The following is a 17,723-nucleotide window of genomic DNA, read 5'->3' on the forward strand; positions in this document are numbered from 1 at the left end:
TATGATTAGCGTTATTTTTCAAAGAAAAGAAGAAAAAATAGTTTCTTTTAACATAAGTGGGCATGCAGAGTCTGTAGACGAAGGATACGACCTTGTTTGCTGTGCAGTTTCAGCTATTTCTATTACGATTGCTAATGGAATTACTGAAATATTGAACATAGATGCTCCTACTAAAGTCAAGGATGGTTTTTTAAGTTTATGCTTAGAAGGTATTTCTAAAGCTAAAGTGGAAGAGTGTCAGGTGCTGTTAGAGACTATGCTTTTAGGATTAAAAAATGTAGAATATAGCTACGGTGATTATATAAATATCATAGTAGAGGAGGTGTAACTCATGATACTAATGAACCTTCAGTTATTTGCTCATAAAAAAGGGGTAGGTAGCTCAAGAAATGGTAGAGATAGTGAATCTAAAAGACTTGGAGTAAAGTCTGCTGATGGACAGTTCGTTTTAGCTGGAAACATATTAGTTAGACAAAGAGGTACTAAGATACATCCAGGTAACAACGTAGGTAGAGGATCAGATGATACTTTATTTGCTAAAATAGATGGTATAGTTAAGTTTGAAAGATTAGGAAGAGACAAGAAGAAAGCTTCTGTTTACCCAGTAGATGTAGAAGAAGTTGTTGTAGCTGAATAATTTAAAGCACCCTTAATATTTTAGGGGTGCTTTTTTTAAGTAAATTAATATTTTTAATATTATAAGCATTAGCAAAGCAGAATATTTGGATAGAATTTTATCAAATTGCTAATAATTATATTATTAATGATATAATTATAATTAGTTTTACATAGGAGAGATGAATATATGTTTATAGATAAAACCAAAATTTTTGTAAAATCTGGAGACGGCGGAAATGGAGCTGTTTCTTTTAGACGTGAAAAGTATATTCCTTTAGGAGGACCAGATGGAGGAGATGGAGGAGATGGGGGAGACGTAATTTTAGTAGCTGACCCTAATATGACCACTCTTTTAGATTTTACATATAAAAGAAAGTATAAAGCTGAAGTAGGGCAAAGCGGATCAGGTTCTAAATGTTATGGAAAAGATGGAGAAGACTTATATATAAAAGTCCCAATGGGTACTGTTATAAAAGAAGCAGAAAGTGGCAAGGTGATGGCTGACTTGTCCCATGCAAATGATAAATTTGTAGTAGCTAAAGGTGGTAAAGGGGGTAAGGGTAATGTTAAATTTTGTACCCCTACTAGACAGGCGCCTAATTTTGCAGAGCCAGGTATGCCAGGAGAAGAATTTAATATAGTATTAGAGCTTAAGTTACTTGCAGATGTAGGGCTACTTGGATTTCCTAATGTAGGTAAGTCAACTATGCTTTCTATGGTTTCAAATGCTAGGCCTAAAATAGCTAATTATCATTTTACAACCTTAAGTCCAAATTTAGGAGTTGTAGGATTATCAGGTATAGAGCCTTTTGTTATAGCAGATATTCCAGGAATTATTGAAGGAGCTGCTGAAGGAGTAGGGCTTGGACTGGACTTCTTAAGACATATAGAAAGAACTAGACTTTTAATACATGTAGTAGATATTTCCGGGATAGAGGGAAGAGACCCTTATGAGGATTTTTTAAAGATAAATGAAGAATTAAAAAGATACAGTGTTAAGCTTTGGGATAGACCACAAATAGTGGCTGCCAATAAGATAGATATATTACAAGACGAAAGTAAATTCGAAGAATTTAAAGAAAAGGTAGAAAAGCTTGGATATAAAAGTATATTTAAGATTTCAGCAGCTACAAGACAAGGTGTTGATGAGTTAATGAAGGAAGCAGCAAGAATACTTTCAACAATACCTGTAGTTGATCTTGAAATAAAAGAAACAGATAAATTTATACCTGAAGAAAAGAAATTTACTTATACTATAAGACAAGAAGAAGATACATTTATAGTAGAAGGAAGCTTTGTAGACAGATTGCTTGCTAGTGTAAATGTAAATGATCCAGATGGCCTTAGATATTTCCATACTGTACTTAAGAACAAGGGCATAATAGATGAATTAGTACAAATGGGAATTGAAGATGGTAATATTGTAAGATTAAATCATTTTGAATTTGAATTTATATTGTAATTTTAGTATTGGAGGGGTAAGTATGATTACTAGTAAACAAAGAAGTTATTTAAGATCTATTGCTCATGATATGCAGCCTATATTCCAGATTGGAAAAGGTGGTATAGAAGAGAGTATGTTAAAACAAATAGATGAAGCATTAGAAGCAAGAGAGATTATAAAGATAAAGGTATTAAATAATAGTGGTTTAGAGGCAAGAGAAGCATCAGATATAATATGTGAAGACTTAAATTGTGAAGGAATTCAGGCAATTGGAAGCAAAATAGTTTTATATAGAAGATCGGTTAAAAAACCAAAAATTGAATTACCATAAGTAAGTTTAGGGGGGAGAAAAGTATGAAGAAAATAGCTATATTTGGAGGTACCTTTGATCCTATTCATAATGGTCACCTCCATATAGCCTATGAGGCTCTATATAAACTCAATCTAGATGAAATAATATTTGTGCCGGCTGGCATTCCCCCTCATAAAACTAAAAGAAAACTTGCAAGTTCAATTTCCAGATATGAAATGGTAAAAATGGCTACGAGAAACGAAAAAAGGTTTACTGTAAGTGATTATGAAATAAACAAAAAAGATATAAGTTATACTTTTGAAACTCTTAAACATTTTACAACTAAATATCCTGATGGATCTTGGTACTTTATTACAGGTGCTGATGGATTAATGGACATAGAAAACTGGAAAAATGTAAAAGAAATATTTAAGCTCTGTAATTTAGTGGTATTTAATAGACCAGGAAATAATAAATATGATATAATTTTTCAAAAGGAAAAATTAGAAGAAAAATATAAAGGAAATATAATTTTTTTAGATATACCTTTATTAGATATTTCGTCTACAAATATAAGAAAATTAATTTCAGAGGGAAGAAATATAAGTTATTTTGTTCCGGAAGGTGTATACAATACTATAAAAGAATTAAAGTTATATGATTAATTTTATGGGAGTGATAGGGATGTGGAGCGAAGAAAAAATGGAGCAGTACTTAAAAGAGAATTTAGACTCCAAAAGATATGCCCACAGTGTAAGTGTTAGGGATACAGCTGTAAAAATGGCAGAACAGTTCAATGAAGATATAAATAAAGCGAGAATAGCTGGACTTCTTCATGATTGTGCTAAAAATTTAAGAGGATATGAACTTATAAATACTGCTAAAAAATATGGATATAATGTATCAGAAATATATCAAAAGAGTCCTCAGCTTCTACATGGTCTTGTTGGGGCTATAATCTCAAAAGAAATTATGGGTGTAAAAGATAAAGAGATTTTTAATGCTATAGCATATCATACTACGGGAAGAAGAAATATGACTATGTTAGAAAAAATGATATATTTAGCAGATTACATAGAGCCTTTAAGAAAATACCCTGGTGTAAGTGAAATAAGAGAATTAACTTATAATGATATAAATAAAGCTGTGTTACGTTCTTTTGATAATACAATAAAATATGTAATAGATAGAGGGCAAATGATCCATCCAAATACCATAGAAGGAAGAAACTACTTAATTAAAATATTGGAGGATTAAAATGGAAGAAAAAAATAAAAATAAAAAAAATACAAAAAGAAGAAAAAAGAAATCTCATAAAGGGCCTGTACTTCTTATAGCTTTCTTTTTAATAGTTGCTGCAGTTGGAGGATTCTATGTATATCTTTTAAATTTTAGCAATAATTCATCTAAGCTTCCAAGTCCTAACATCAGTAAACAAGTTGAAAAAGATGAGCCAGTTAATATTTTAGTTATGGGAGTTGACATAGGAAATCCTAAAAATTCGGCAGAACCTAAGAGAACAGATACTATAATTTTACTTCATTATAATCCAGTAAGTCAAAAGGCGGAAATGATTTCGATTCCTCGTGATACTTTAATACAGATTAATGGGAAAAATCAAAAAATAAATGCTGCTCATGCTTTTGGTGGAGTAAATTTGTTAGTTGAAGAAGTAGAAGAATTGCTTAGCATAGATGTAAATTATTATGCTAAGGTAGATTATGATGGATTTAGAAATGTAATAGATAGTATTGGTGGAGTTGATGTGACAATACCTAATAATATGTATTATGATGATGCTTCACAAAACTTGCACATTAACTTTAAAAAAGGTGAGAATGTACATTTAGATGGTAAAAAGGCAGAAGAATTTTTTAGATGGAGACAGAACAATGATGGTACAGGCTTGGCGAATGGAGATATTGGAAGAATAGAAAATCAGCATATGCTTATGGAAAAAATAATAGATAAGTTTAAAAGCCCTGCAATACTTCTAAGAATACCAAGTTTAATGTCAGCTCTCCCAAAGTACGTGGAGACAAACATGAATCCAGATGAAATTATTAAATACGCCTATAATTTTGGATATAAAGTAGACAAATCTAATATGAAAATGGCTACACTTCAAGGAGAAGGTGAATATATAAATGGAGTATCTTATTATATATTCAAGAAAAGTTTAAATAAGCAAATACTTACAGTGTTACATGAAGAAAGTAATGTAGAAACTTTTGATAAAAGTAGTTTTAAAATTGATATATTAAATGGAACAAATAGAAATGGATTAGCAGCTAGAGTATCTTCTAAGCTTCAACAAAAGGGATATGTAAATATCAAAACGGCAAATGGTAATAAAAATACTAAATCTAAATTAGTAGTGAATGGATTAAGTAAGGAAGTAGAGCAGATACTAAAGAGAGATTTTAATATAGAAAATATTGAATATGATGAAGATGGGGAAAATAATTATATCAAAGCTATATTAGGAGATGATTTTAAAGAATAGTCATAGCCAAAGGAGAAATAATAATGAGCAATAAATTAACTTTTAAAATAAGGGAACATAAAGGCTCAAAAATAAAGGATTACTTAAAATCGGTAGAACTTTTATCTAGTAGATTAATTAGAGGAGCAGCAAAAGAAGGACGAATTAAGGTTAATGGCGAAAGAGTAAATTTAAGATATATTTTACAAGATGATGATGTGGTTGAAGTTTATATAAATAAAGAAGAAAGCCAAGACATAGAGCCAGAAGATATGAATTTAAAAGTTATATATGAGGATGATGATATAATTGCTGTAGATAAGCCATCAGGGATAGTTGTGCACCCTACCAAAAGTCATCTTTCAGGAACTTTAGCTAATGGAATATTATATTACTTTAAGTCAAAAGGAGAGAATTGTATAGTAAGATTGGTAAGTAGACTAGATATGGATACATCTGGAGTTATAATAATAGCTAAAAACCAATTTTCACATGCAGCTTTGTCTCGAGAAATGCAAGAAAATACTTTTAAAAAGGAATACATAGCTTTAGTTCATGGCGTAATGGATAAAAGTGAAGGCACAATAGATTTACCTATATATAGAGTAGGAGAAGGAACAATAAAAAGAGTAATAGATGAAAGAGGCCAAAGAAGCATAACACATTACGAGGTTTTAGAAACTTTTAAAAATGCTACTTTAGTTAAACTTTTATTGGAAACTGGAAGAACTCATCAGATAAGAGTTCATTTAAGCCATTTAGGATTTCCTCTTTTTGGGGATAAGATATATGGTGAAGAAAATAATGACGAAGAATATATTAATAGGCAAGCGCTTCATGCATATAAAGTAGGATTTCCACATCCAAAAGATAAACATATCGTAAATCTAGAAAGTCCTTTACCTGAAGATATGAAAAGTTTAATAGAAAAATTAAAGGCTTTGGGTTAATATCTACCCCTAAGCCTTTTTTTGCGTCTATTTTGTTTGATTTTTTCAATTATTAAAAGTAAAATTAATAATACAAAAGTAAAGGATGCTATATATTTAATTATAGGAAGCTTTTCTGGAGAAGTAGCAGTATTTAAAAATTTTTTAGGTTCATAGTCCTGTCCAGCTAAAAGCTTCAATGAGCCTAGAGACTTATCATTTAGAGTTACAGTTCCTTCTGATAAAATATCGCCTTTTTTAAATGCACTATCAAAAATAGTAGTATCTTTATTATTTAAGCTTATAGCAGGGACAGAAGATGAATCTTTTTCTTTTACATAATAAAAATCCTTCTCTGCTAATAATGGAATTGATAAGTTATCCTTTTCATAATTTGTTACAAGCTGGCCCTGAGAATAAAGTTTTGCAACCTCAAAATTATTAAAACCATAATTAAATAAATTAGCTGCATCCTTAAAATAGGTTTTATTTTTGTCGTGGATAAGTGCAAGTATAAGTTTTTGTCCATTCCTTTCAGCAGTAGCTACATAAGAATGTTCAGATTGAATAGTATAACCTGTTTTACCACCTTGGCAATCTCTATAATAATATTCAGAACTTTTCTGAATAAGTCTGTTTCCATTCCATAAAGGTCTTTCTTTGTCCATTTTATTTGTAGGTGCAATTTTATAGGATGAAGTTGTAGAAATTTCGGTATATTCAGGATGCTTAACTAGTTCTCTCATTATTATTGCTAAGTCTTTTGCAGATGTCTTGTGATTAGTATCATACAATCCATTTGGATTTACAAAGTTAGTACTTGTTGCACCAAGTTCTAGTGCACGTTTATTCATCAACTTCGCAAAATCTTCTTTAGATCCTGATATATGTTCAGCCAAGGCTTCAGCAACATCATTTGCTGAGGCAAGTAAAAGAGCATATAATAGATCCTTTACTTTAAACTGTTCTCCTTCTGATATGTATATTTTGCTTCCATCCGCAAAAGGTGGTTTTGACCCGACAGTTACTACATCTTCTAAATCACAATTTTCAAGAGTAAGTAAAGCTGTCATTATTTTGGTAGTGGAAGCTGGGGGATATGGTGAAGTCATATTTTTACTATAAATTACTTCTCCTGTGGAAGCATCCATTAGTATGGCTCCATCTGCAGACACCTCTGGTGGCTTGACAGCAGCAGAAACAGTATTATTTAAAAATAATGTTAGCAATATGATAACGTTTAAGAAAAATTTACATATTTTTTTCATTTCATCTCCTCCAATTATTATAAAAATAATTATAACAAAAAAATTATTCTAATGCGATATTAATTATTGAAAATTGACAATAATTCTAAATGGCAATATATTCAGAAGGAGGAAAATTCCTTGAAAATTAAGATTCAAGATAAAAAAGTATATGGTTCCTTATTCATATTATGCATATTTATTATTTTTTTAATTGTAGGATATAAAGTTTCTAATGTCAATAAACCTGTTAATAATCAAGATATCTTTGAAGAAGAGGCAATAGAAGATAAGAATAAAGGTGGAAATATAGTGGTATATGTAAATGGAGAAATAAAAAATCCTGGAGTATACATACTTAAAGAAAATAGCAGAGTAGAAAATGTAATAAAAGCTGCAGGGGGATTTACTGAAAAAGCTGATAAAGAAAAAATAAATTTAGCTAAGAAATTAAAGGATGAGGATTATATACTAATAAGTAAAAGAGTAGATGAATTAAGTAATAATACATCAAATAAAGAAACAAAATCTAAAGAAGAACCTTCATTTAAAGAGCCTGATAAAGTGAATTTAAATACTGCAACTAAAGAAGAATTAAAAACCATCCCAGGAGTAGGTGATGTAACTGCACAAAGGATAATAGATTATAGAGAGGAAAAGGGAAGTTTTAGTTCTATTGAAGAACTAAAAAATGTAGAACGAATCGGTGATAAAACCTTTGAAAAAATAAAACAATATGTAGATGTGATGTAATTGTCTAAAGCAAATCGTTGATATATAATTAAACTAAATTACACTAAGCTAAATTATAAAGAAAGAAGGTGTCTTGGCGTGGACATAAAAAGACTTACTGAGATGTCAGCTCATTCTGGATGAGCGGCTAAGATAGGGCCAGAAACTCTTTCGAATATCTTAGGTAGGTTGCCTAAGATGAAAGATGAAAATTTATTAGTAGGAATTGAGACTTCAGATGATGCTGCTGTTTATAAGATAAATGAAGATACTGCTTTAATACAAACTTTAGACTTTTTTACTCCAGTTGTTGATGACCCTTATACATATGGTCAAATTGCAGCATGTAACTCTTTAAGTGATGTATATGCTATGGGAGGTAAGCCAACAGTAGCTTTAAATATAGTAGGATTCCCAAGCTGTCTTCCTATAGAAATGTTAGGCGAAATACTTCGAGGGGGAGCGGAAAAGGTAATAGAGGCAGGAGCAGTTGTAGTAGGTGGACACTCCATTGAGGATAATGAGCCTAAGTATGGGTTATCTGTTACAGGACTTGTACATCCAAATAAAATACTTAAAAACTATGGAGCAAACGAGGGAGATATATTAATTCTTACAAAACCTTTAGGAACAGGAATAATGAATACTGCAATAAAGGCAAATACTGCCACAGAACGTGGATATGATGAAGCAGTGAAGGTAATGACAACTTTAAATAAATATGCAGCAGATGTTATATTAAAATATGAGATAAATGCTTGTACCGATGTAACTGGATTTGGACTTATGGGACATAGTTATGAGATGGCTTCTTCTTCAGAGGTGTCCTTTGAAATATATAAGGATTTAATTCCATATATAGAAGAAGCAAAGGAACATGCTAACATGGGAATGGTTCCAGCAGGAACTTACAAAAATAAGAATTATTTAAAGGATAAGTATGTACTTAATGGAGTTCCGGAATGGATGGAGGATATTTTATTTGATCCTCAAACTTCAGGAGGGCTTTTAATATCTTTAGATAGTAAATATGGGAAAAGTATTATGGAGGAATTATCTAAGTTGGAATTAGAAAGTTCCATCATAGGAAAAGTAGTTAAAAAGCAAGAAAAAACAATAATAGTTGAATAGTTATATAGGCGGATAGGTGAATTTATGGATAAGAATGATTTACTAAGAAAGCTTCCTAAAATAGATGAAGTTCTTAAAGATGATAAATTAAATTATGCTTTAAATAATAGCTGTAGAATTATAGTCTTAGAAGCTGTAAGAAAGGTTATAGACAGCTATAGAGAGAAAATATTAAAGAAAGAAATTGAAGACTATAGTATAGAAGAAATTATAGAAGAAATCTTAAAAGAAATAAATAAGAAATCTCTAAGCAATTTAAGGAAAGTCATAAATGCTACAGGAGTAATTATTCATACAAATCTTGGTAGGTCAATTTTATGCAAAGAGGCTATAAAAAATGTAATGAATGTAAGTGAAAGCTACTCTAATTTAGAATATAATCTTGAAAAAGGCTTAAGAGGAACAAGGTATGAACATATAGAAGAATTGATTACTAAACTGACTGGAGCAGAGGCGGCATTAGTTGTAAATAACAATGCTGCAGCTGTTATGCTTGCATTAAATACATTATGTAATGATAAGGAAGCTATAGTTTCTAGGGGAGAGTTAGTTGAAATAGGTGGGTCCTTTAGAGTGCCAGATGTTATGAAATTTAGTGGAGCAAAACTTGTAGATGTGGGAACTACTAATAGGACACATTTATATGACTATGAAAATTATATAAATGAAAACACAGGAGTGCTTTTAAAGGTACATACTTCTAATTTTAAAATATTAGGGTTTACAGAAAGTGTACCCTTAGAAGAAATGGCAAGGCTAGGTGATAAATACAACATACCTGTCATGGAGGATATAGGAAGTGGAACCTTAATAGACTTTTCCAAGTATGGATTAAGTTATGAGCCTACAGTACAGGCAAGTATAAAGAAGGGTATAGATATAGTAACTTTCAGTGGAGATAAGATGCTTGGAGGACCTCAAGCAGGAATAATAGTAGGGAAAAAGAAATACATAGATGAAATGAAAAAAAATCAGTTAACAAGGGCTTTAAGAATAGATAAAATGACATTGTCGGCTCTTGAGGGAACTCTAAAAATGTATCAAGATGAAAATTTAGCAATTGAGCAGATACCTACTTTGCATATGATACTAAGTGATGAAAATATACATGAAAAAAGAGCTTATAAATTATTAGAAATGCTTAAAAAAGAGTTAGATAGCAGTTGGAAATTAAAAGTAGATAGGGATTATTCCATGGTCGGAGGCGGCTCAATGCCAGAGGAAAAGATAAGTACTTATGTTGTTAAGATTAAAAACTCTATTTATAAGCCAATACAATTAGAAGGAATGCTAAGAAAAAATGAACCACCTATAATTATTCGCATAAGTAGGGATGAAATTATAATGGATTTAAGAACTATTTATGACAAGGATTTTGAAATAATAGTAGAAGCTTTAAAAGATAAATAACTTTAGAAAATAAAAAGGAGAGAGGAGGGCATAAATGAACCATATTGTAGTTGGAACGGCAGGACATATAGACCATGGCAAAACTACCCTTATTAAAGCGTTAACAGGTAAAGATACAGATAGATTGCAGGAAGAAAAGCAAAGAGGGATATCTATAGATTTAGGATTTGCTTTTTTTGATTTGCCGTCTGGCAATAGGGCAGGTATAGTTGACGTTCCAGGACATGAAAAATTTATAAAGAATATGCTTGCAGGAGTTCAAGGAATAGATATAGTTTTGATGGTTATTGCAGCAGATGAAGGGGTAATGCCACAAACCATTGAACATCTTCAAATACTAAAACTTTTAGGAATAAAAAAGGGATTAATAGTCGTCACTAAATGTAGCAAAGTTGATAGGGAATGGTTAGAAGAAATTAAGTTAGATATTAGAGAAAAGTTTAAGGATACATTTTTAGAAGATGTTGATATACATGAGGTAGATTCGATTACAGGAGCAGGATTAAAGGAACTTATTACATCCTTAGATAAAGCTTCATCCGAGGTAACGGGGAAAAATATAAGTGGTCATTTTAGAATGCCTGTTGACAGAGTGTTTTCTATAAGTGGTATAGGAACAGTAGTAACAGGAACTATTTTAAATGGAAGTGTAAATGAAGGAGACTCTATTGAAGTATATACTAAAGGAGCTACAAGCAAAGCCCGCAGCATACAGGTCCATGATCAAAGTGTGAAAGTAGCAGAAAGTGGAGAGAGATGCGCATTAAATCTTTCTGGAATTAAAACTTCAGAAGTTAAAAGAGGAGATATAATAGCTGCGATAAATTCACTAAATCCTTCGTTTATAATAGACTGCAAATTAAACTATCTTAAAAGTAATGAAAAGTCACTTAAAAATAATCAAAGAATAAAAATTTATCATGGTACATCCGAAATAATAGGAAGAGTAAGTATTTTAGATAAAGAAGAAGTTATTCCAGGAGAAGAAGCATATATACAAATAAGGCTAGAGGAGGAAATTGCATGTAAAAGGGAAGATAAATTTGTAATAAGGAACTATTCTCCAATGGTGACTTTAGGGGGAGGAACAATAATTGAATCATTAGCTAAGAAGGCAAAGAGATATAATAAAAAATATATAGATGAACTAATTATAAAAGAAAAAGGAGAAAAAAAAGAAATACTAGAAAAACTCATAGAAGATTTGAGTAACATATTTCCAAATAAAAAAGAGTTATTGAAGCATTTTTCTATAAGTGAAGAAGAATTTAGCAGCCAAGTAAAAGTTCTATTAGAAGACAAAAAAATATTTAATATATTGTTAGATAATGGAGAAGTATATGTTCACAATAATTTTTTACAAGATAAATTTAATAAAATGGTTTACGAATTAGAATTATTTCATGATAGGAATCCTTTGAGGCCGGGCATGGATAAGGAAGAGTTAAAAAGTAAAATATTTAAACAAGGAGTAAAATCTAAAATATATGATTATATACTTTCTTATGGTATAGAACAAGAATTAATTAGAAAGAATGACAATTATATATCTTTAAAAAAATTTAACATAAAATATACTGAAGTACAAAATAAGATTAAAGATTATATTATAATAGAATATAAAATAGAGTTATTTAATCCACCAAAATATAGTGATCTAATAAAAGTTCAAAAAAGTACACAAGATTTTGAGAAAATATATAATTTACTAATAGAATCAGGAGATCTCATAAAACTTCCAGAAGAAGTTGTTTTAAGTATTGAAGCAGTGAATCAAGCTAAAGACAAGCTTATAAGTTATATTAAAAAAAATGGAGATATTAATGTAGGGATTCTTAGAGATGAATTAAAAACTAATAGAAAAGTAGCAGTTGCCCTTTTAGAGTATTTTGATGAAATTAAATTAACTAAGAGAGTAGAAAATACAAGAATACTATTTTAAAGTTGATATTGACTTACTATATTATTTAATTTAAAATATATCTATCTTGGGGGTAGATAAGTGCTGGTGTGCTTGCTGGTCTTCAACACCATGTTGCCGTGCTAATACCACGACGGGTGGGTTCGATTCCCACATACTCCCACCAAATAAATTGTATAAAGGCGTTTAACTAATTTAATTAATTGGTTAAGCGCCTTTTATTTGATAATCACTAAATTCAGTTGGTTTTTAAGGGATACAGTTCTTTATTTGTATACTTATAAAAAATTAATAATAAAAAATGATATTGTGGTTATAATAATTATTGTACGATAACCTCTTCATTTTTAATTTCCCGCGTAATGCGGGATTTTTTGTCTCAAAATATGAAAAAACAGGAGGGAAAATATATGCATAAAGAAAGTAAAAAAAGAAATGGAAGAGAAAATAAAGATTATAACAAAAGCGGTGGAAGACCTGAAATAATATCTGATGACGAAATTAAGAAAAATCCTATAAAAGGGGCAAAATAACAATTAGGGATTAGGTACTAGGTTTTGAATTAATAAAATTTTGTATATGTAAAGTTTTATAGTTCCTAGTACCTTAGTTCTAATTTACATGGTTGGTTGTTAAATAAAAAGGAAATTAGTTTTTAATGTAGAATATATATTAATTTAGGATATAAAAATAGTATAAATTTTTTGCTAAGAAGGGAGCGATATATATGGAAAAAGAGTTTGTATTTAATTATGGAGATTCAGAACAGTTTATTGATTACAATCCAGGGGACAAGTTTGAATTTAATTTTCCAAGTGGAGCTATATTTTTTGCAGCAAGCAACGAAGGTATGGTTTTCTGTAATAAAATAAACATATTTAAAGAAGAAATAGGAACACAAATACATACAAAAATAGGTTTATATGATAATGAAAGTTTATTAGGTTTCTTTTTTGTAGATGTAGAGAAAAAAATAAACATAATATTATCATCAGATGATACTGTATTTAAAGGAGTATTTATATATAACGCGTATTAGAAAAAGCTGTCTTAACAAAGACAGCTTTTTAACAATTTAAATAGATACAATTTGTTAATTTGTTAACATTATTTTCAATAAATGGTAGAAATTAAACCATTTATCTGGTAAAATATATAGATAAAATATCTCAATAAACTAACATGCACTAATTCTAATGAAATCAGAGATTTCTTTAAATTATGTAATTATGTAAGCAAATGTGTTAAATTAAAACATCAGGGGGGATAAAGGTGCGTAAAAAGGAAATTGTGGCAATGATATTAGCAGGTGGACAAGGTACTAGATTGGGGAATTTAACAAAAGAAAATGCAAAACCAGCTGTTCCTTTCGGAGGTAAGTATAGAATAATAGATTTTACTTTAAGTAATTGTTCAAATTCAGGTATTTATACAGTTGGAATACCTACACAATATCAACCACTTATTTTAAATTCTCATATAGGAATAGGAAGTCCTTGGGATCTAGATAGGGCAAATGGAGGAGTTGTATTATTACCACCTTACCAAACTAAAACAGGTGGCGATTGGTATAAAGGTACTGCAAATGCTATCTATCAAAATATAGGATTTATAGATCAATATGATCCCGAGTATGCTCTTATATTGTCAGGAGATCATATATATAAGATGGATTATTCTAAAATGCTGGATTTTCACAAGGAAAAGGGAGCAGATGCAACAATTGCAGTTATAGAAGTTCCATATGAGGAAGCAAGTAGATTTGGAATTATGAATACAGATGAAAATGATAATATATATGAGTTTCAAGAAAAGCCTAAAGAGCCTAAAAGCAACTTAGCGTCCATGGGAATATATATATTCAATTGGAGTAAATTGAAACAATTTTTGCAAGAAGACGAAAAGGACAAATTATCTTCAAATGACTTTGGCAAAAATATAATTCCTAAAATGCTTGGTGAAAATGAAAAACTTTGTGCATATAGATTTAATGGTTACTGGAAAGATGTAGGAACCATTGAAAGTTACTGGCAAGCTAATATGGATTTAATAAAGGATGATATAGATTTTAATATATATGATAATTCATGGAAGATATATTCAGTAAATCCAGTAAGGCCACCTCAATATATTTCTTCGGAGGCTTCTATAAAAAATTCACTTATAACAGAAGGATGTTATATATATGGTGAAGTTATGAATTCAATAATATTTCCAGGTGTATATATAGAAAAGGGAAGCAGAATAGAAAATTCTGTAATAATGTCTAATGTTCATATAGGAAAAAACTCTACAGTTAAAAAAGCAGTAATAGGAGATAATGTGAAAATTTCAGATGACTCAAATATTGGCGATGGACAAGAAATTGCTGTGATAAGTTTTGAGGAATAACTATCCTAAAGGAGTGAAAGATATGCTTAAAGATTATATGGGGATTTTAAGTTTAGATGAAAATGAGGATAATATAAGACCTCTTACTTTTGGAAGGCCATTAGCTTCCATACCAATAGGTGGTAGATATAGAATTATAGATTTTATATTATCCAATATGGTTAATTCAGGAATAGATAATATAGGTATATTTACAAAAACTAAGTCTCGTTCACTTTTAGATCATTTAGGTTCTGGGAAACCTTGGGATTTAGATAGAAAAATAAATGGATTGTTTGTATTCAACTTTGGGCCTATTGCATCCTATGATGGAGATGTAGATTCCTTGAAAAATAATATGGAGTATTTTTCAAGAAGTAAACAAAATTATGTAATATTAGCATCTTCTAATATGATATGTAATATTGACTTTAGTAAGGCAGCACGCCATCACGAGGAGTCAGGTAAAGATGTAACATTTGTGTATAAAAAGGTTCAGGATGGAAGAAGAAATTTTATAGGGACAGATGTTATAAATTTAGAAAACAATAATAGGATAGTAAGTATAGGGAAAAATATAGGGAAAGAAGATAATCTTAATATATTTATGGGCATAATGATTATGAAAAAGGAATTTGTAGTTGAAATAATTCAAACTTGTCTACAAACAGGCTGTGCTAAGAATATTAAAGATTATATAAAAAATAATCTTAAAAATATAACCACTGATGCATATGAATTTAAGGGTTACTTACAATGTATAAATTCAGTAAATGCATATTTTAAGGCTAGTATGGATATGCTGGACGAAAAAATAAGTAGAGAACTTTTTTATGAAAATGGACTTATATATACAAAGGTAAAGGATGAAGCGCCAACAAAATATGGTGAAAATGCAGAAGTGTCGAATTCATTAATAGCCAATGGATGTATAATAAATGGTAAAGTAAAAAATAGTGTAATTAGTAGAAGAGTAAATATACACAAAGGGGCACAAATTGAAAATTGCATAATCATGCAAGGTGCGGAAATTCATGAAAATGTAAAACTTAAAAATGTAATAATAGATAAGAATAATATAATCGAAAAGAAGAAAGAATTAAGAGGAGATAAGGAATTTCCAATAGTTATAGAAAAAAGATCTTTATACTAGGGAGTGTAGCACTATGAAAGTATTATTTGTAACATCAGAAGCTCATCCGTTTTTAAAAACAGGGGGGCTTGCCGATGTAGCATTTGCTTTACCTAAAGCGTTAAGAGCTCTAGGTATAGATGTAAGGGTTATCATGCCAAAGTACAGTGATATAAGTGAATGCTATAAAAATAACATGGTAAACCTTAAGGAGTTTAATGTAAATTTAGGATGGAGAAATCAGTATGTAGGGCTTCAATATATAGAAGAAGAGGATATACCTTTTTATTTTATAGATAATGAGTATTATTTTAAAAGAAAAGGTGCTTATGGATATGATGACGATGGAGAAAGGTTTTGTTATTTTTCTAAGGCAGTAATTGAAAGTATAAGGTACATGAAGGATTTTAAACCTCATATAATTCATAATAATGATTGGCATACTGCAATTATTCCAGTGCTTTTAAAAGAAAACTATAGCAAGGATGAGTTATACAGCAGTATACAAACTATACTTACTATACACAATTTAAGATATCAGGGAGTGTTTTCTAAAGAATTTTTAGGAGATTTACTTCCTCTTGGGGAAGAGTGCTTTGCAGAAAATAAGCTTAAATACTATGATGCGATATCTTTTATGAAAGGTGGCATAGTATATTCAGATAGAGTGACTACGGTAAGTGAAACCTATGCACAGGAAATACAAACACCTTTTTATGGAGAAGGCCTTGACGGGCTTTTAAAGAAAGTAAGTTATAAGTTAAGTGGAATAGTAAATGGTATAGATTATGATATATATAATCCTAAAAAAGATAAGGATATATATTTAAATTATAGTGAGGAAAGTATAGTAAATAAAAAGAAAAATAAAGAAATGCTTCAACATCAGTTCGGACTACCAGTAAACAAAGATATTCCTATGATTGGTATAATATCTAGGCTTGTAGATCAAAAGGGATTTGATTTAATATCAGAAGTAATGGATGATATAATGAACTTGGATCTACAAATGGTTATATTGGGTACTGGTGATAATAAGTATGAAAAAATGTTTAAGTATTATGCAGAAAAATATCCAACTAAAATATCCTGTAATATATACTTTAGCAATGATTTATCTAAAAAGATATATGCAGGATCGGACTTGTTTTTGATGCCTTCTTTATTTGAACCTTGTGGAATAGGCCAGCTTATTGCAATGGAATATGGAACTCTTCCTATTGTAAGGGAAACGGGAGGACTTAGAGATACAGTGATATCATATAATGAATATACAGGAAAAGGTAACGGGTTTTCCTTTACCAATTATAATGCAAAAGATATGTTATATACTATAGAAAGAGCTATAAATTTTTATAAAGATAGATCAGTATTCAATAATATAGTAAGAAATGCTATGAGGACAGATAATAGCTGGAATAGCTCAGCGTACAAATATATAGAACTTTATGATGATCTTTTGTGGAATAAATAAAATTGCTAAGTAACTTTTTAGCAATAAGGAACTAGGTGCAAGGAGATAGGAAATGTAGGAATTTTGTCTTAACAAAATTCCTTATAACCCTAGTACCTAGCACCTTTATCCTAGAACTTAAGAGGCTGCTTCACAACTTCTTAGCGGGGTGATTTAAATGATGATAGGCATAGGAGAAGTAGACTTACAAGCAAATTGGGTTCATTCGTTAAAGGAAAAGAGAATGATAGTACAAAGTTTAATAAAAAGAGTTCAAAACAAGTTTAATGTTTCTATTGCCGAGGTAGATAATCAAGATAAGCATCAAATTGTTACTTTAGGCATTTCTTGTGTAAGTAATTCAACTGCACATGCAAATGAAGTAATACAACACGTAATTAATTTTATAGAATCAAATACAGATGCAGTGCTAATTGACTTTCATATAGAGATAATTTAAAATTTATTTAACAATAAAGTAATTAAGTTGAAATTTAAAACGAAAACATCTCAATATAAATTGGGATGTTATTAATTTTTCCAATAAATTATCGATAAT

19 protein-coding genes and 1 tRNA gene are annotated in these 17,723 nt (G+C 30.0%); 19 read left to right on the plus strand and 1 reads right to left on the minus strand.

Annotation, left to right across the window (positions count from 1 at the left end; all coding sequences use genetic code 11):
* Nucleotide 1 precedes the first annotated feature (1 nt).
* The 8 genes from DP68_RS08375 to DP68_RS08410 all read left to right on the plus strand — a co-directional run bounded on the left by DP68_RS08375 (nt 2) and on the right by DP68_RS08410 (nt 5,789).
* The gene (locus DP68_RS08375) at nt 2–328 is read left to right on the plus strand and encodes a ribosomal-processing cysteine protease Prp (protein WP_035308376.1); all 327 of its coding nucleotides are present in this window, start codon (nt 2–4) and stop codon (nt 326–328) included.
* A 3-nt stretch (nt 329–331) separates the two neighbouring features.
* Nucleotides 332–637, plus strand: coding sequence for a 50S ribosomal protein L27 (rpmA, locus tag DP68_RS08380; protein ID WP_035308377.1), 306 nt, complete (start codon nt 332–334; stop codon nt 635–637).
* A gap of 168 nt (nt 638–805) precedes the next feature.
* The gene (gene obgE / locus DP68_RS08385; protein WP_035308379.1) at nt 806–2,080 is read left to right on the plus strand and encodes a GTPase ObgE; all 1,275 of its coding nucleotides are present in this window, start codon (nt 806–808) and stop codon (nt 2,078–2,080) included.
* A gap of 22 nt (nt 2,081–2,102) precedes the next feature.
* On the plus strand, nt 2,103–2,393 hold the full coding sequence (gene yhbY, locus DP68_RS08390; RefSeq protein WP_035308381.1) for a ribosome assembly RNA-binding protein YhbY: 291 nt from the start codon (nt 2,103–2,105) through the stop codon (nt 2,391–2,393).
* A gap of 23 nt (nt 2,394–2,416) precedes the next feature.
* Nucleotides 2,417–3,019, plus strand: coding sequence for a nicotinate-nucleotide adenylyltransferase (gene nadD / locus DP68_RS08395; RefSeq protein ID WP_035308383.1), 603 nt, complete (start codon nt 2,417–2,419; stop codon nt 3,017–3,019).
* Between the two features lie 19 nt (nt 3,020–3,038).
* Nucleotides 3,039–3,611 (plus strand): bis(5'-nucleosyl)-tetraphosphatase (symmetrical) YqeK, encoded by a 573-nt coding sequence (yqeK, locus tag DP68_RS08400; protein ID WP_035308655.1) that lies wholly within the window; start codon nt 3,039–3,041, stop codon nt 3,609–3,611.
* A gap of 1 nt (nt 3,612) precedes the next feature.
* On the plus strand, nt 3,613–4,860 hold the full coding sequence (locus DP68_RS08405; RefSeq protein ID WP_035308385.1) for an LCP family protein: 1,248 nt from the start codon (nt 3,613–3,615) through the stop codon (nt 4,858–4,860).
* A gap of 23 nt (nt 4,861–4,883) precedes the next feature.
* Nucleotides 4,884–5,789: an RluA family pseudouridine synthase gene (locus tag DP68_RS08410; protein ID WP_035308387.1), complete on the plus strand. Its 906-nt coding sequence runs from the start codon at nt 4,884–4,886 to the stop codon at nt 5,787–5,789.
* Here DP68_RS08410 and DP68_RS08415 read toward each other — a convergent pair.
* A complete protein-coding gene (locus DP68_RS08415; RefSeq protein WP_035308389.1) occupies nt 5,786–7,036 on the minus strand; it encodes a D-alanyl-D-alanine carboxypeptidase family protein in 1,251 nt (416 codons plus the stop codon). The genes DP68_RS08410 and DP68_RS08415 overlap by 4 nt on opposite strands.
* A gap of 132 nt (nt 7,037–7,168) precedes the next feature.
* On the opposite strand from DP68_RS08415, the gene DP68_RS08420 reads away from it, so the two are divergent.
* The 11 genes from DP68_RS08420 (at nt 7,169) to DP68_RS08460 (ending at nt 17,624) form a co-directional block, all read left to right on the plus strand.
* The gene (locus tag DP68_RS08420) at nt 7,169–7,768 is read left to right on the plus strand and encodes a helix-hairpin-helix domain-containing protein (protein ID WP_291548148.1); all 600 of its coding nucleotides are present in this window, start codon (nt 7,169–7,171) and stop codon (nt 7,766–7,768) included.
* A gap of 78 nt (nt 7,769–7,846) precedes the next feature.
* Nucleotides 7,847–8,878, plus strand: coding sequence for a selenide, water dikinase SelD (selD, locus tag DP68_RS08425; protein ID WP_291547973.1), 1,032 nt, complete (start codon nt 7,847–7,849; stop codon nt 8,876–8,878).
* A gap of 24 nt (nt 8,879–8,902) precedes the next feature.
* Nucleotides 8,903–10,288, plus strand: a complete 1,386-nt coding sequence (gene selA / locus DP68_RS08430; RefSeq protein WP_035308393.1) for an L-seryl-tRNA(Sec) selenium transferase — start codon at nt 8,903–8,905, stop codon at nt 10,286–10,288.
* 34 nt (nt 10,289–10,322) lie between these two features.
* Nucleotides 10,323–12,230: a selenocysteine-specific translation elongation factor gene (gene selB, locus DP68_RS08435; RefSeq protein WP_035308394.1), complete on the plus strand. Its 1,908-nt coding sequence runs from the start codon at nt 10,323–10,325 to the stop codon at nt 12,228–12,230.
* A 48-nt stretch (nt 12,231–12,278) separates the two neighbouring features.
* Nucleotides 12,279–12,375, plus strand: a tRNA-Sec gene (locus DP68_RS19525).
* A 244-nt stretch (nt 12,376–12,619) separates the two neighbouring features.
* Entirely contained in the window at nt 12,620–12,742 is a 123-nt protein-coding gene (locus DP68_RS19530; RefSeq protein WP_278281260.1) for a hypothetical protein, read from the plus strand.
* Nucleotides 12,743–12,936: 194 nt separating this feature from the next.
* On the plus strand, nt 12,937–13,248 hold the full coding sequence (locus DP68_RS08440; protein ID WP_035308396.1) for a hypothetical protein: 312 nt from the start codon (nt 12,937–12,939) through the stop codon (nt 13,246–13,248).
* Between the two features lie 233 nt (nt 13,249–13,481).
* A complete protein-coding gene (locus DP68_RS08445) occupies nt 13,482–14,600 on the plus strand; it encodes a glucose-1-phosphate adenylyltransferase (RefSeq protein WP_035308398.1) in 1,119 nt (372 codons plus the stop codon).
* Nucleotides 14,601–14,622: 22 nt separating this feature from the next.
* Nucleotides 14,623–15,732, plus strand: coding sequence for a glucose-1-phosphate adenylyltransferase subunit GlgD (glgD, locus tag DP68_RS08450; protein ID WP_035308401.1), 1,110 nt, complete (start codon nt 14,623–14,625; stop codon nt 15,730–15,732).
* Between the two features lie 13 nt (nt 15,733–15,745).
* Nucleotides 15,746–17,185, plus strand: coding sequence for a glycogen synthase GlgA (gene glgA / locus DP68_RS08455; protein WP_035308403.1), 1,440 nt, complete (start codon nt 15,746–15,748; stop codon nt 17,183–17,185).
* A gap of 157 nt (nt 17,186–17,342) precedes the next feature.
* Entirely contained in the window at nt 17,343–17,624 is a 282-nt protein-coding gene (locus DP68_RS08460; protein ID WP_035308405.1) for a DUF503 domain-containing protein, read from the plus strand.
* Nucleotides 17,625–17,723 lie beyond the last annotated feature (99 nt).

This window comes from Clostridium sp. HMP27, assembly GCF_000765165.1.
Lineage (GTDB): Bacteria > Bacillota > Clostridia > Clostridiales > Clostridiaceae > Clostridium_AK.